4 protein-coding genes (1 of these 4 cut by a window edge) are annotated in these 16,423 nt (G+C 64.0%); all 4 read left to right on the plus strand.

Annotation, left to right across the window (positions count from 1 at the left end):
- Tightly spaced (each overlapping or abutting the next), the 4 genes in view from JGU66_25470 to JGU66_25485 form a layout consistent with a single transcriptional unit that may run on beyond the window.
- Nucleotides 1-325, plus strand: partial view of an IPT/TIG domain-containing protein gene (locus JGU66_25470; GenBank protein ID MBJ6764138.1) — the 3' end only. It extends 28,706 nt beyond the left edge of the window; only the last 325 of its 29,031 coding nucleotides appear in the window; its start codon lies off the left edge, out of view; its stop codon occupies nucleotides 323-325.
- Entirely contained in the window at nucleotides 322-1,176 is an 855-nt protein-coding gene (locus tag JGU66_25475; GenBank protein MBJ6764139.1) for a peptidyl-prolyl cis-trans isomerase, read from the plus strand. Before JGU66_25470 ends, JGU66_25475 begins: the two co-directional genes overlap by 4 nt.
- Nucleotides 1,176-15,920: a hypothetical protein gene (locus tag JGU66_25480; GenBank protein MBJ6764140.1), complete on the plus strand. Its 14,745-nt coding sequence runs from the start codon at nucleotides 1,176-1,178 to the stop codon at nucleotides 15,918-15,920. The genes JGU66_25475 and JGU66_25480 overlap by 1 nt, the downstream gene beginning before the upstream one ends.
- Nucleotides 15,920-16,348: a hypothetical protein gene (locus JGU66_25485; GenBank protein ID MBJ6764141.1), complete on the plus strand. Its 429-nt coding sequence runs from the start codon at nucleotides 15,920-15,922 to the stop codon at nucleotides 16,346-16,348. The genes JGU66_25480 and JGU66_25485 overlap by 1 nt, the downstream gene beginning before the upstream one ends.
- The last annotated feature ends 75 nt before the right edge of the window (nucleotides 16,349-16,423 follow it).

The following is a 16,423-nucleotide window of genomic DNA, read 5'->3' on the forward strand; positions in this document are numbered from 1 at the left end:
AGTGGGGGCTCGGTGTGAGCCCGAGTCCACGGCCTTTGTCTGTGCCTCTGGACGCTGTGAGGTGGATTCGGTGGGAGGGTTCCGCTGCCAAGCGGTTGAGGGGGGCTCTTGGTCTGGAGCGCAGGACGCTTGGGATGGCGGGACATGGCTGATGCCCGACGCCTCGGCTGGCCTGCGCGGTGCATTCACGCCGGGCGTCTGGAAGCCGGACGCCGCGGGCCGTTGTATTGGGCGCGTGGTGAGTGGTGCCTCGGGCACTACGACTTGTGATGATGGCGACTGCGTGGCCGGAACGGCCTGCGAGTTCCTGGGAGGCGGACAGTGAATCGGGGGCTGTTGGGGGTGGTTCTGGTGGGCGTGTTGGGGTGGGGGCTGGTGGGGTGCGATTCCGCGGACGTGGTGGCGAAGGTGGGGCGCTCGCCGGTGACACGGGCGGACGTGGCGCTGTGGCTGCAGACCCACGAAGGGGTGGGGACGGCGGAGGCCGCGCTGGATGGCGTGGTGGAGCGCACGCTCCTCGTCGAGAAGGCTCGGGAGGACGACCTCTTGAAGGACCCCGAGGTGGCCGCGCGTGCCGAGGCCGCACGTCGCGAGGTGATCGCGAATGCGTACCTTGACCGCCTGTCTCGTGAGACCTCCACCGATGAGGCGCTGATGGCGCGGTATGAGGCGCGTCGGGAAGGACTGGCGCGCCGGGAAGTGCATGTGGCCCACATCGTGGTTCGGCTCGCGGAGGGCGCTGACCGCCGAGCGCGGACGGAGGCCCAGGCGAAGATCAATGCGGCGCATGCCCGCCTTGTGGGCGGGGAGGATTTCGCGGCCGTGGCGCGCGAGGTGTCCGAGGACGCGGTGACGGGGGCGCTGGGAGGAGACCTGGGGCTCGTGCGCGAGGGGCAGATCGACGCGCGCTTCTTCGCCGCGGTGGCCGCGCTGAAGTCCGGCGAGGTGTCCCAGCCATTCGAGACGGCTTTCGGGCTGCATGTCGCGCGAGCCCTGGAATCGCCACGGACCGTGGTGCCCACGTTCCAGGAGGTTCGCGGACAGCTGGCGGCCGAGGCGCGCCATGAGGCCGAGGAGACGCTCATGCGTCGACTGCGAGAAGACATTCCGGTGAGGCGCTACCCGGAGCGGTTGTCGGGTGTGGTGGAGCAGAAGAAGGCCGAGGGGGCGCAGTGATGAAGACCCGAGCTTGGGTGTGGGGTTGGGGAGTCCTGGCGCTGGTGTTGCTCGCGGGGTGTCCGCGCAAGTCGGAGCCCGTCGAGCCCAAGTCCCGGGCGGCAAAGGCCTCCACGCGGATGAAGCTCTCGGCTCAGGATCTCGCGCCGGCCTGCGAGGAGGAGGTCCCCGAGTCTGCCGATTTGGCTTGGCTCGGCGGTGTGCTGGTTGTGCAGGGCGGTAGTCAGGGGACGGCGCAGTTCGCGGGCGAAGGCCAAGAGCCAGCCATTGTGGTTGTTCAGAATGGTGACGCTCAAGGTGGAGACGAGGTGCAGTCTGCAACGGTGACGCTGAATGGCGTGTCTGTTGGAGCCATTTCGTCAGGAACTCCCCTGCTTGTCCGGGCGGTCACTCTCGCGGGTCAGAGCCTCAATCAGTTGATGGTTTCCGCGACAGGAGGGGGACGGGTCCGCGTCGCTGTCGCAAGTCTGAACATGCTTCCATGCGGCATGGCGGACACCGGGGTGCTGAGTGAGGCCAAGAACTCGGTCTCGCAGACGTTCTCTTCGCATGGTGTTGGGTCGATGCCTGTCTTGATGGTTCAGTCCGTCGGGGCCGTTGGCTCGATCCAGGTTTCGATCAATGGCGTGAACGTTGAGTTGCCTGTTTCAGGCAATGGAGTCCGAGTTGCGCCGGTAGCCCTGGTGCCGGGCGAGAACACGCTCAATGTGTTTGCGAGGAATGCTCAGGGCTCGAGTGCGCGTGTGTCCGTGTTTGATGCGGATACGTTGCCTCCTCCCCTGACGATGTACGAGCCGGAGAATGGTGCGTTCTTCACTAGTTCCCCCGTTTCGGTTTCGGGCACTTTCGGTCCCGATACGAAGGGCGTCTGGGTCGCTGGGGCGCTGGCCGGAATCGTCGGTCATAATGGCTATCAGTCAGACATTGGCTTGGTGGAAGGCGTGAATGCCATCACCGCAGCCGTGGTGGATAGCTGCGGGAACGTCGCGCGAGTGTGTCGGGCAGTGGTGTTGGACAGTCAGGCTCCCGTCATCGCGGTATCGGGCGTGACGGAAGGATTGGTGACTCAAGGGCCTGTGACGCCGACCTGGACGGTGACCGGAGGGTATCTCGCCACGTCGTCTGCGACGCTGGATGGCAATCCCTGGACGCCGGGAACCTCGGTGAGCGCCCATGGAACACATGAACTCTTGGTGACTGCGACGGATCAGGAAGGGCGCGTGGCGATGAAGCGCGTGCGCTTCACGGTCCTCGTCACCGGGCCCGTCATCACGGTCACTGGCGTTCAGGATGGGGTGTTTGTGAAGGGCCCGGTCACGCCCGTCATCGACATCGAAACCCAGTTCCTCGAGGTGGATGTCTACACCCTCGACGAGGTCGGCTATATCAAGGGAACGCCCATCACGGAGGACGGCCCCCATACGTTGGAGGTGATCGCGAAGGACCGTGCGGGGAACTTCAGCGTGACCACGCTGCATTTCACGCTCGACTCGATTGCGCCGAGCGTGACGGTGGTGGGACCCGCGGAGGGGAGTCATCTCAATGAGCCCGTGGTCGTGACGTACACCGTGGACGACGCGAACCTCGTGGATGCGGCGCCGGTGGCGACCTTGGATGGCCAGCCGTTTGTGAGCGGAGACCTGGTCTCGGCCGAGGGCGCGCGCACTGTTGAAGTGACCGCGACGGACAAGGCGGGAAACCAGACGAAGGCCACGCGTCACTTCACGCTCGACTTCACGCCGCCCGAGGTGGCGCTGACGGGAGTCGTTGAGAACAGTCTGGTGAAAACGGCGGTGACGCCCACGTTCAGCGCGTCGGATGCGAACCTGAAGCAGGTGGGCGCGGCCCTGAACGGTGCGCCGTTTGTGAGCGGAACGAGCGTCACCGCGGACGGTGCATACCTGTTGGAGGTGAAGGCGGAGGACCTGGCGGGCAATCAGCGGATCTCCGTGGCTCACTTCACCATCGATGCCACCGCCCCTGAGATCTCAGTGTTTGGTGTGGCTGACGGCGCGCGCTACCGCGTCCCCGTGGAGGTGACGTTCACCGCGACGGATGCTCACTCGCCAGAGGTCTCGGCGACGCTGGATGGCCAGCCGTTCACCAGCGGCGGGCAGGTTGCCGCGACGGGCAGCCACACGTTGGTTGTCACGGCGCGTGATGCGCTGGGCAACGAGCGCGCCGTGACGCTCCACTTCGCGGTCGACACGGTGGCTCCGACCGTGGTGCTGGAGTCGCCCTCGACGGACCTCGTGACGCAAGCATCCGAGGCGAGTGTCGTGGTTCGCGCGAACGACGACGGTCCCCTGGGCGAAGTTCGACTGGGCGGGATCCCGATGGTGCGGGGACCGGATGGCAAGTACCGCGCAGTCGTGCCGCTGACGGAGGGCGGTAATGCGTTCGAGGTGGTTGCCTTTGACGATGCGGGCAACTCGACCGCGTTGTCCTTCCAGGTGGTCCGGGACACGGTCGCGCCGGCGTTGGTGGTGGCCGCACCCCTCGATCATGCCCCGGTGACCGGAAACTCGGTGATGGTGGCCGGGACCGCGACCGACCTGACGGAGTTGACGGTGAAGGTCGGCGGAACGCCCGTGGTGTTGGGTGAGGGCGGAGCCTTCTCCACCACGTACGTGCTGCAGTCTGGCCAGACCGAGATCGTGGTGAGCGCGACCGATGCGGCGGGGAATACCTCCACCGTCACGCGCAGCCTCTCTGTGGGCACGGCGGCCCCGACGTTGGTCGTGACGGATCCGCCCGAGGGCTACCGTTTTACGGAGGCCTTCATCACGGTGCGGGGCGAGGTGACGTTGGGAGATCCCACGGACACGCCTCAGCTCACGGTGGATGGTGTCTCGGTTCCGGTGGGCGCGGGCGGTCGTTTCGCGCACACGCTGGAAGTGCCCGTGGGACCCAAGGCGGCGCTCGTTCGCGTGGTGGACCGACTGGGGCAGTCTGCTCAGGCCACGTTGAATCTGATCCGATTGGGGAGTTCGGATGCTGGGACGCCGCCACAACAGGATGCCGGAGTTCCGGGTCCGGACGCGGGCACTTCCGGACGGGATGGCGGTGCGGCGGAGGCGCCACCGTCGCTGGTGGTGGAGTCACCCGCGGACGGCACCGTGGTGGGCGGAATGCGTTTCGCCGTCACCGGACGGGTGGACGAGGGCGCGCTTCCGCTTCAGGTCACGGTGAATGGATTGCCCGCCGCCGTGACGTCGCGGCATTTCAGTGCCTCGCTGGCGCTGTTGGAGGGAAAGCAATCCCTGTCCATCCAGGTGACGGATGCACTGGGGCGCGTGGCATCGGCGCAGCGCACGGTCACCGTGGACCGCACGGCGCCTTATCTCCAGCTGACTCGGCCTACTAGCAATCCCGCGCAGGTCTCGGAGAGCCCGTATCTGCTGCAGGGAACCGTGGGGGACGCGAACCTGGCGAGTCTGACGGTGCGGGGCATTTCCGTGCCTGTCGTGGCCGGAGGATTCTCGGTGGCGCTGCCGCTTCAGGCCGGCAACAACGCCATTGAGATCGTCGCGGAGGACCTCGCGGGGAACCATCGCGAGCTGGTGCAACACCTGTTCATCCCGAGCGTGGCTCCGGTGGTGACCATCCTGACGCCGCTGGAGGGGACGCAAGCCGAGCAGCCCATTGTCACGGTGCGCGCGCAGGTGACCTCCGCGTCGCAGGTGTCCTCGGTCTCCATCGGCACGGGCGCCGCGGCGATGGTGTCTCCAGGGGTCTACGAGGCTCAGGTCCCCCTGTCACTGGGTGAGAACACGATTGATGTGATGGCGACGGATGCGCAGGGGCTCTCCAGCTCGGCGCGCGTGACGGTGCGCTATCGCGACGCGACGCAGGAGCCGCTGGCGGTGACCGGCGTGGAGCCGGCATCGGGCACGGAGGGCGTGGAGACGGATGCTCTGGTGAGCGTGGCCTTCAACAAGCCCGTGGACGAGGCGACCGCGGCGCAACACTTCGAGGTGCGGGCACGGGGCGAGCTCTTGGAGGGCGGCTATTCGCTGGCGCCGGGAGGTCAGACGATGACCTTCGTGGCGCGCAGGTCGCTTCCCGTCGGCGAGCGCGTCATCGTGAAGGTGAGCGGGATGAAGGCCGGCCAAGGGCCGGATCAGCAGACGACGTTCTCCAGTGAGTTCACGGTGCGTCGCCCGCTGACGGTGGTGCGCGGCGTCGTCCTGGACGAGCGTTTCCAGCCGGTGCCGGGCGTGCGCGTGCAGGTGATGGGACAGGACGCGTCGGCTCGGACGGGGCCGGACGGGAACTGGGCGCTCCTGGGCATCCACCCGGGCTCGGTGGTGGTGCGATTCGAGGGCGGCACGACCTCGGATGGTCGTGTGCTGCCCACGGTGCGGCGCAGCCTCGTCGTCGCCGCGGAGCAGGAGACGAAGGACCGGCCGCTCATGTTGGTGGCGGTGAACAGCGCATCGGCGCAGGCGGTGGACGGCGCGAGTGGTGGGACGGTGAGCTTCAATGGCACTCAGGGGGCCATGAAGCTGGAGATCCCAGCAGGGGGGCTGTCCTTCCTGGACGGCTCGGTGTCGGGCTTCCTTTCCGCGACGGAGCTGCCGCCCTATGCGCGGCCTGTGCCCATCGAGGATCGCGCCGCGGTGGCGGCCCTGTGGCAACTGGGGCCCGAGCAGGTCCACTTCATGAAGTCTGTGAAGCTGACGCTGCCCAATCGGACGTCGCTCGCGGTGGGGCGCATGGTGGTGCTGCTCGCGCAGGACGAGAAGCGCCTCGCGCTCAAGCGCGTGGGCTTCGGGCACGTCACTCCCGAGGGAATTGTCTCGGACGGCGACGTGGCCTCGGCCTCGTTCGAGTACTTCGGTTACATGGAGATCTCGCCGGAGCAGCAGCTCCAGGTCGAGGCCGCGCTCGCTCAGGCGGGTGGCGTACCGGGAAGCACGGGGGGCGGGACGGATGGAGGATTGGGGTTCAACGAACTGCTTCCATCCCGCTCGCCTCCCACGCTGTGGCAGCGGATGGGAGAGGCTGTACTTGGCACGGCCCACGCTCAATGGCTCGCCGGGCTGGCGGTAGGACTGGGCATCCTGGACACGTTCCCTGGGGGCTCGTCGCGCGTCTGGGGCGTCGTGCGCACGCCGAGAGAGGACGTCACCGCGCTGACGCTGATGGCACCTGCTGCGGCGTCGCTGTCCAGAACGGTGGAGGTGGACCTGCCCTACACGCAGGCCCTCGAGTTCTCGGCGAGGTATTCGTCAGCCCAGGCATCTGGAGGCGCGCCGCCGACGGTCGTCAACGCGACCGTGGAGGGTGTTTCTCCGACGGGCGGGCGGCTGGCTCCGGAGGCCGGGGAAGAGTGGCAGGTTCAAGGAGAGGGAGAGGTCTCCCTCTTCACGGAGGTCACGCTCGCGCCTGGGACCACCACGTTCACGCTGACAGGGCGGACGCCGTACGACGTGCGTGCCATTCGGCTGAAGGCGGAGCTGGAGCCCATTCTCGAGGATGGCGGTGCGGGGGCTCCGCGGCGCGCGAAGCTGACGCTCGTGAAGGAGTCGGACAGTTCAGAGGACGGCGCGAAGGATCCGCTGCAGGGCTCCGCTCGGTTCCAGGGAGTGCGGGTGGACATCACCAGCACGGTCGACACCACGGCGGCGACGGAGGCCTCGGGCCAGTACTCCACGTTGGTCCCGCTGCTCGCGTCGAACACGATGAGCATTGCGTGCGCGGACATCCCCCTGGGGCCTCGGTGGGTGGCGCGACTGGATGCCAATGGCAACACCCGCTTCGACAGCGTGGGGAGCTCCTTCTCGACCTGCTCTCCGGATTTCTGGCTATCTCCGGGAGGCACGACGCGTGCCGACATCCTCGTGGATGTTCGGCTGTTGCACGGTCGCGTCACGTTCAAGACCAAGGACGGCACTCCGGTGCCTGGCATTTGCAAGGGCGTGACGAAGACCTCGGTTGATCCGGTTTCGGGCCAGCTTCGTACGGTGTCCGAAGACGATGTGGCGACGACCGAGGTGCACTTCTTCCGCGAGGATGACTTGGAGCACCCGCTGGCGAAGTACGCGGTGACGCAGCCGCTGACGGAGGAGTGCTCGGACGCCCAACACCCGCCCCAGGGCGCGCAGGGCGAGTACTCGCGCGTGAGGCTCGGGCCCACCCACGGCGTGTCGCGAGCGACCAAAGAGCGCTGTCAGGAATTGGAGGCTTCGGGACCCAAGACCGAGGCGGACAAGCAGTTCTTCCGGGCCGAGTGTGGCGAAACCGCGGGGAGCTTCTTGTGGTTGGTTCCGGGAGACCGGTTGGTCGTCTTCGCGGTGAACCACGCCACCGGCTACGCGGGCATGTCGACGGTGACGGTCCCCCCGGTCAACACCTCGACCCGTGGACCGGATGGTCTGTGTGCGGCGGATGCGAATGGCCTGCTGAAGATTCAGGAGGGAGACCAGACAGTCTCCATCTCGCACTGCACGCAGGCGGAGTTGGGCATTCCTGGAGACGTGGATCTCTATCCGCCCGAAATCGACGTCCGCGTGCAACGGCGCGCCCAGGATGATGGCTTCAAGCAGGGCCCGGCGGCCCACCTCATCCGGACAGGGGGAGCCGGGACGACGCGGGATGACGCGGTGCAGGTGGTCACGCATTGGCGTGTGCGCCGTGCGAAGCAAGAGCCCCCTCGGACCGGGGAAACCGGAGGCGACGGTGGAGTTCCTGGCCCGGATGCTGGCGGAGCGACGTGCGTCCGAGGTTTCCAGTCGGACGGAGGCACCTGCGCGCCCGGAGTCCTGACAGATGATGACGCACGGGGCGGCACTCCGCTGGAGGTCTATTGTTCGGAGCTCTTGCCCACGGCGTCCCCGGTGCAGCGGGCGACGTGTCTGAAGGACGACCAGGAGCTGCGCGACGTCCCCAAGGGGGTTCCTGCTCTCGAGGGGCAGATTGTTCGCGTGACGGGGACCGCGGTGGAGCAGCCGGCTGTCACGACGTTCCAGGTGGCGCCAGGGCAGAACACGGTCAACATCCAAGCCTCGCTTCGAATGGTCAATCAGGAGGGGAAGCAGAAGACCCTCAACAACCTCGTGCGCGCGAACTACTACTTGCACGTGGTGGGCAATCGCCTGCTTGAGCGAGACCGTGACGGCGACGGCTATGTCAGCCCCGCTGAGAACGAGGCGACGCCGCCACGCTTCGAGGAGCCGAACCCGCGTGGAATGAATCCACCCGGCCTGCCGGCGCGGGCATTGTTCCTGAAGAGCGTGTTCCGTCGACTCGATGCGGAGGGCGCTGTCTCGGAGCAATACGACTTCGCGCGGGAGCACGAGTTCCGCGTGCTGGCGCTGGATTCCCCGAAGGTGTCTGCGACCGGAAGCGCTGGCACACGACCCCTCGAGACGGGAACCAATTCCGCGCCTGCGAGCAGCCCGCAGGACCTCTCGTATGACTTCTTGGCGAGCCTCTTGGCTCCGGACGACCCGGGCCGCGCGGGAACACTGAGTGGTGACTACCGCGTGCGCTTGGGGTCGGATCAGTTCGGCATCGACTGTCCGCTGACCCTGGACACAGCCGCGCACACCATTACCGCGAGCTGTGGCGGTGACTCGCTCGCGGATGTCCTCAGTGCGAGCGACATCCTCTACGTCGAGCTGTACCTGAGCGGCAATGCAGAGAACGTGTTGTACCGCTTCAACTTCCAGGGGTTGGCGGCGCGCAAGGACGACCTGACGGTCTCCACGTCGTTTACGGCCGATGCCTCGGTGACGAAGTCCTCGCCGGATGGAACGCCGGCGGTGGGGCGACCCATTTCGCGGCCCGCGATGGCTGACTTCATGCTCGACCCCGCGAAGATCACCGCGGGAATGGTCAAGCTGTGCCTCAACGAGGGATGCGGCCCCGAGGAAGGGAGCATTCTGAAGGAGGCGCTGGTCCAGCGACAGCCTGATGGCAAGTACTCGGTGTTCGACACCGGGCGAGGCAGCATCAAGGCCGAGCTCCAGCAATCGCGAACCATGACCGCGGCGGGGGCGAGGCGAATCCGCCTGCCACTGCCCGCATATCTGGCGCGCGGGCGCATGCCAGGAAGCAAAGAAGCCTCGGTCGCCATCTACCTGGTGCTGGAACCCATTGGTCCGAACAAGGAACGCATTGTCAGTGGGTTGGGGCGGCCGCTGGGGTCATTCACGAGTTCGAATGCTGTGCCAGTGGGGCAGCCGACGCTGAATGGCGTCAACCTGGCATCGGGACTCCTCTCCCTGACGCATGAGGATTTCTCGGTTCCCTTCCTCGCGGGCAGCATGGGTTTCACCCGCACGTACAACAACCAGAGCAACGAGGTGCGCCCACTCGGAGTGGGGTGGACGCACAACTACGAAGGCTGGGTGCGTGAGGAGGAGGTGGGCCGCTACCTGGTCGTCATCAACGGCCAGGGTTTTGCGTTTCCTGAATGCACGAAGGACCTGCGCCCTGGGCACTTGGGGAGTGTGACCTCTTGCAAGACGGACAACTCGCACGGGCACGAGTTGACGGTGGATGCGCCGCTGGAAATGCCGGACGGAGAGGAGCGCGCTGACAAGGTTGTCTTCACGACGTCCACGGGCGAGCGCTTCGAGTTCAACCGTCCCGCGCAGGGGCCGCAGTCGGAGGGGCGTCGGCGATGGTTGCTGACGCGCTACGCGGACGCGCACGGCCGAGAGAATGGTCTGGGATGGACGACGCTGGCGTACGACAACCAGACGGACATGGTCCGCAGCGTCCAACGCTTGGGCGAGAAGGGCAGCCTCGCACTGAGCTTCGAGTACGAGCCCATCGTTGCCTCCGGTCAGCATCCCCTGCCGGAGTTGGTGCAGCTCTCCAAGCAGACCGTGATGCAATGGCTGAAGTCTGTCTCGCTCATGTCTGGGACGACGGTGCTCTACAAAGTGGAGTTCACCCGCGACGACCGTGGCAACCTCACGCGTGCGGTCCGGACTCCGGGGGGGCCCTCCCAGATCTACGCGTATTCCTATGTCCCGCTCTCGGCGTCCGTGAGCGCGAATGATCGCTGGAATGCCAGCAATGAGCTGGAGACCGCGCGACTCATCCACGGCGCAACCGAGACCGCGGAAGAGCCGGTAGTTTGGCGTGCGACCTACTCGCGAAATGTCACGACCCCACCCTACGTGCACCTGACCGCACTGGAGCTTGTCTCCGAGGTCAAGGAATCGGGGATGACGGATGGGCAACTGCGCATCAACTATGGTGCAGAAACGCGAAGCGTCACACTCCCGGACAACGTCCCGGTGAGCCTGAAGCTGAACGAGTCTGGAAACTACAACCTCATGTCCACGCCCGCGGGCAAGGCAACCGCGAAGTGGGGCAGTGATAGTCGGGGCGGGGCAGTCTTTCAGACCAGCTCAACTTCGCGGTCATTGCGAACGGTGGCGAGCACGCCCAACGACCGCTTGCAGTTGCTTGAACAATACCTGACCCAGGTGCCCGCGGGCAGTGCGTCGGTGGCCGGACTGCCCTCGGACGGGAAGTTGAGCCAGAACGTCTGGAACCCGAAATTTGGGGTGCCCGAAGCGACTCACGTTTCAACGGGGGATGGACTGGTCACGATGGAGGCGCCCCACTCGGCGACGGGAGACCTCCAGTCGCTGTCTGTCAAAAAGGGACAGGAGTCCCAGTCCGTCATGACCAATGCGGCCTATGATGCGGACGGCACATTGGAGTCTTACCAAGACGCGGCGGGACGGCAGGTCCAGTTCTCTGAATTCAATGCGCTGGGCCAGCCTCAACGCGCGGTGCTGACCCTGGGGGCGGCGACCACCGGCTTCTCCACGCTGACCCGCGCATTGGTGTATGACAATTATGGTCGCCTGACTTCTGTCTCGGAGGGGGAGACAGGGAATTGGTCCATCAATGAGTATGACGCGCTGGGTCGGCGGCTCACGACCGCGCAGAATGGAACTCCCCCGGCAGTTTGGAACTACGCCTATCAGGAGACCACAGCGCCGGATGGGATCCCGAGTCTTACCGTCACCGAGACCCTCAACCGACCGACGTTGGGAACCAGTGCGAACCATCGACGGAAGATGAAGTATGTCGACGGCGTACTCGCCTCCGAATCCTTCATGGTTGGAGATCCCGCCCACGAGGTCACGCGCTCCTATGCGTACGCACAGGGCGGTCGGTTGGACACGGTGACCGATGAGATGGGCCATCCTCATAAGTATGTCTATGACGATTCGGGCAACCTCACTCATGTCATGGTGGGGCTGCTGTTCGAGGCGTCGTACGCGCGAGACGCCGAGGGCAATCCTCTCGAAACGACCGATAGCCTGGGGCGGACGACCCAGGTTGGCTATGACGGACTCGGGCGCCCCGTGTCGTGGAACTGGGGCGATAACGATGTCGAGACGGTCAAGTTGGATGCTCAGGGGAACTCGGTGCGACGCAGCCAGGGTTCGCATGAGCAGGTCATGACGACGTTTGACCCGCTGGGGAATGCTCAACGTGTCGATAGCGTGAGTCCCTCGGGTGCAGTCCACGCCAGTCGACTGTTCGACAGCGCAGGGCGGCTGACCCGCCTGGAAGACCGGGAGTCAGGCCTGGTCGAGACGTATGTCTATGGTGACGTCCTGGGCCGCCTGACTGAGCGCAAGCGGGTCGTGAAGACAACGACAGGCGAACTGACTCAGCTGGAGACCCGAACCTATACGACAGCGCCGCTGAAGATTGTGGTATCGCGTGTCATCGACGAGAACGCGCAGACGAAGCGGACGGAGACCGAGACGCAGTTCTTGGACCCCGCCGGGCGCGTCTTGGAAGTGCATCGCCTCATCGATGGACAGCCCTCGGTGGAGAAGTTCGAGTACACGGAGCGGGGGCAGGTCTGGTCCTACACGTCTCCGACGAACGAAGTCACCAAGACCTACTACGATCCGCTCGGAAACAAGACGCAAGAGGTCGATGCCGAACTCCATGCCACGGTTTACGAACTCGATGATGCGGGACGTGTGCATGTCGAGAGGCGCCTCGATGTAGGCTTCAAGTGCACGTACGATTACGACGACCTCGGGCGCCTGTCATCGAAGACGATCGCGGCAAACAAGACGACGCCGCAGATGAAGTGGGACTATTCCTACAGCGTCCAAGAAAAGCAGGTCACGGAGACGGCGAACTTTGGAAGCGGGACTCCGATCGTCACCACTCGAAAGGAGAATGCGCGCGGCCGTTTGGTGCGTCTCGAGGTCTCAGGGGGCGGAACGTCGCGCACCTTGGACGTGACGCTGGACGGTCCCTGGGAGCTGTCTCGTGAAGTGAATGAGGGCTCGGGGTGGACCGCGAAGACCGAGTACTTGGGGCGGGATGACCAAGGCCGGGTGCTCAATGAGTTGGAGACCTGGGCATCAGGGACCCGGTCGTATCGCTACCAGACGACGACGACCTGGCTGAATCGCACGGCCACTCAGACACAGATAGACACCGTGGACGGGCAGACCGACACGCGGGTGTCGACCTACGAAGTGGACTCGCTGGGGAATGTCCTCTCCCTGAAGATCGGCGCGGACACGGACACCTGGGAGTATGACGCTGCGGGCAATGTCCTGAAGAAGCAGCCCTCAGGGGCAGTGCCAACGACGTATTCGTATGTCGACGGCGTCCTGAAGACCGAGAAGTTTGGCGTGGCCGCAGCCTCGGGGCTCGAGGAGACAAAGTACACCTATTACAAAGATGGCCAACTGCAGAAGCGTGAGGACCCAGACGGGCGCGAAACGCTTTACGAGTACTGGCCGCGAGGTCTCCTCAAGACGAAGCGATATGGGAAGCTGGGCGACTACGACGGAACCCAGTACACCTACGACGCCAATGGAAGCGTCGTGAAGGTAGCGTTTGCCTACGGAACGACGGATGAGACAGTCTGGGAGTACGCGCGAGGTGCGCGAGGCGAACTCCTGGGCGTAACCCAGCCGGGGAGCAGTGGCTCCTTCGCGTACGAATACGATGGTCTCCTCCGGCTGACAAAAGTGACGCCGCCCAGCGGGAGTCCAACGGCCGAACAGACATTTGCCTATGACAGTCTGGGCCGACAGGTGCTGCGCACGCGGGGAAGTGCCCGCTGGCAGACAACCTGGGCTGCGGGTGTGGCGACGCAGGTGGATGGGAATGGCGACGCGATCCGCACGCTCATGGACGGGCGCGGCCGCGCTTCGACTGTGACCTACGAACCAGGGCCCGCGAGCGCCGGAAACACGACGCTGACTGCGGTGTCGCTGGGCTACACGGCCGCAGACCGGCCCCGGATGGTGCTTGAGACGCGCGGCGCGAGCGGGACGGTGGAGAGCGAGTATAGGTACGACGCGCGTGGGCGACTTAGGAGTCAGCGGCGAGGCTCGGAGACGGTCACATTCGGCTACCACACGAACGGCCAGCGCAACAGCGTGATGTCGCTGGCTGGGGCCGTGGGGTATGGGTTCGATTCCTTGGATCGGATCAAATCCGTAACGGGACCTGCAGGAGAATCGGCGCTCGAATGGGAGGCCGGTGGCGCACGCTTGCTTTCCGTCAAGGGCGGCAATGTGGTGGAGCGCCGCTGCTACGACTCTCGCGGGCGGATGAAGGCCATCCTGAATGGCACAACGGACGTTACTTGTAGTGCCCTGAGCACTGCATCGGATCGCTACAGTCTGTTTGAGTATGAATACGATGGGCGAGGCAACCGACTAAAGGAGACGTACCGGGGCGCGGGCACGGGCACCGAGGTCACGGAGTATGGCTACGACGCCGCGGACCGACTGGCTGGGGTCCGAAACCCAGACGGAAGAGCCGTGCTCTATCGTCTGGCAGATGATGGCACGCGCTTGCAAGAGAAGGAGACTGCGCCAGGATATGCAGGAGCATTGTCGTTGCCGGCGACGGGGTTCAACAACCAAGTAGCCGAGCGCCATTGGCGCTACAGCTTCGACTCCCGAGGCGGACTGGAAGGAATCTTCAACGAGTTGGAGTCAGATGAGGCGCGAAAGCGACTCGCAACCTATGTAACGGACGTCTCTGGCCGAGTGACGTCTGAGAAGTCCGCTAGCGCGCAGAAGGAATATGGCTGGGATGGGGCAGGGCGTTTGGCCAAGGTAGTTGTGACACCAACAGGAGGCAGCAGTGTCACGACCACGTACACGTACGGTTGGGATGGCCTCCGAGTCCAGCGCAAGACCGGCTCTGCGTCCATATCGACTTACCAGTGGGGCGAAGGAGAACTGCTCGAGGAGCGCCTGCCTGGGCCGTCCGCGCTGGTGTACACGCGCGCAATTGGTCTTGTCCTTGGAGTAGGTGCTGAGCGGGTTCTCCACGATGCGTTGGGCAGTGCAGCAGGGCGGGTGAATGGCGGCGGTAACCTGACCGCGTCCCGTTACGATGCGTGGGGTGGGTATCGGAGTGACACGGCGCCGACGTCGACGCAGGCCAGCCTCGGATACACGGGCCACGCGTGGGACGCCGATGTTGGTCTCACCTACGCACAACAGCGTTGGTACAACTCGACGACTGGACGATTCTTGTCCGAGGATCCAGTCGGTGCTGGCAGCTACTTGGGCATACCAACAGGCATACAGACATGGCTGTATGCCAACGGCAACCCGCTTCGGTACACGGATCCGGATGGTCAATCCCCTGGTAGCACAGTCGAAGACCATCACCGCGCCTTGGTGGCGAACAGTCTCACCGACCGAGGGATGCTTGTTCACCCGAGCCAGTCCCGTGAATACCTAGAAGCTGTTGATGCATGGGCTCAGTCAGGTTTCCCTCTCGCGACGCTGCTGACTCAGAGTGAGCTGGCCGTGCGAGACACCCGCGATGGTGTGATTGGTGCCTCAAAATGGCTAATTTTTGCCACAACGATGGGTTTTTCGGGAAGTGTCGGAGCTGCAGCGGATGGCTTGGCTGCTCGGTGGGGGCTAGGCCGTGCTGCAACGCTGCTGTTGGGGGCAGGATTGGATGCGAGTGAGGGCTTCCTGCTTGGGGCCTTCGGTGACTCGCTAGAGCAATCAGTCGAGTTGACCATTGATGGCCGAGAATCCTTTGACCTCTCGCAGTTGCTCAAAGTGAGCCTCCGTGGGGCGGCACTCAACGGCGGGTTGCGTCTGGCGCTCGGTTCGTCTGGATTGCTGTCGAAGCCAAAGCTCGGGGCGGCTGATTCCACAGTGGTGTCTATTGCAGGGGAGGCTGAGGCTGAGACTGTGGCAAGGAGGTGGGAGGATTTCCTGCCCCAGGCACGAGCCCATGTTGAGGGCAAGAAGGCCGAATTCTCTGGAGTCGAACTCCAGATGAATGCCAATTTCATTGGCTTGGAAGAGCGTGTGGAGTCGGCTGCGCAGTACGCGCGCTTGAAGGCCTCTCTTCGTAAGGAAGAGCTTGAGAGTTACGGATTCTATAAGGAGAATGGCGGCAGGACTGAGGCGGATTTTATTAGTGAACACTCTTATTTGAGGCACCGATATAACCTTGAACGCGCCCCCAATCAGAATCGCACGCAGTTTGATGAGAATGTCGATGTTGCGCGACTGCGTGAAGACACTATTGCGAATCCCGATCGACGTTATGTTGATCCGAAAAGTCTCGCGGTTGGTTACACTAAATCGTATCCGTTTGATATTACTCCGAACAACATGGTTGATTCGATTGTTACTCCCGCGTCGGGGCAGTCGTCGAGAGTGCATAAGGTTTTCGTGAATCCGAATCCCGAGCTGTCTAGTCAGTTTCCCTTGGCGCCCAGGCATGGGAGTGAGTGATGAATTTGTTTGGCTTGAGTCTTGAGCGGGTGGTTGGTGAGGAGCGGAAGGTTTTGGATGGGATACATTTTTCGAATGCGGTGTTTGTTAGGGTGTTTATTGATGGGGATGATATTGGGTGTGTTGATCCGTTTCGGGGTTCGGTGGTTGTTTTTGATGAACTGGAGAAGAGTGTTGGTGCTTCTGGTAATTACTTGATTTTTACGTGTGCGTGTGGTGTTGCGGAGGATGGAGGATGGGAGGGGGTTGAAGTGATGCAGGGAGAGTCTACGGTGAGTTGGAATTTGGATGTGGGGGAAGGGTTTCGGTTTGTTTTTGAGCGAAGCAACTATGTTGGGGAGATAACGTCTATTAAGAGAATGCTGGATCGTGAAGCTCTTCCGTTGGTGCCCAGTGCGGTGATTTTTCCTGAGAACTTCAAGAGGTAAGTGACATGCCCTGGGATTATCGGACCACCTGAAGCCCCCTGTGTCAGGGAAGTTGTCGCCTCGGCTGAGATGCCG

The organism is Myxococcaceae bacterium JPH2 (assembly GCA_016458225.1).
Lineage (GTDB): Bacteria > Myxococcota > Myxococcia > Myxococcales > Myxococcaceae > Citreicoccus.

What these genes read in the sequence shown, in the direction of transcription:
- JGU66_25480 (MBJ6764140.1), top strand. Translation starts at nt 1,176, where the DNA reads ATGAAGACCCGAGCTTGGGTGTGGGGTTGGGGAGTCCTGGCGCTGGTG.
- JGU66_25485 (MBJ6764141.1), top strand. Translation starts at nt 15,920, where the DNA reads ATGAATTTGTTTGGCTTGAGTCTTGAGCGGGTGGTTGGTGAGGAGCGG.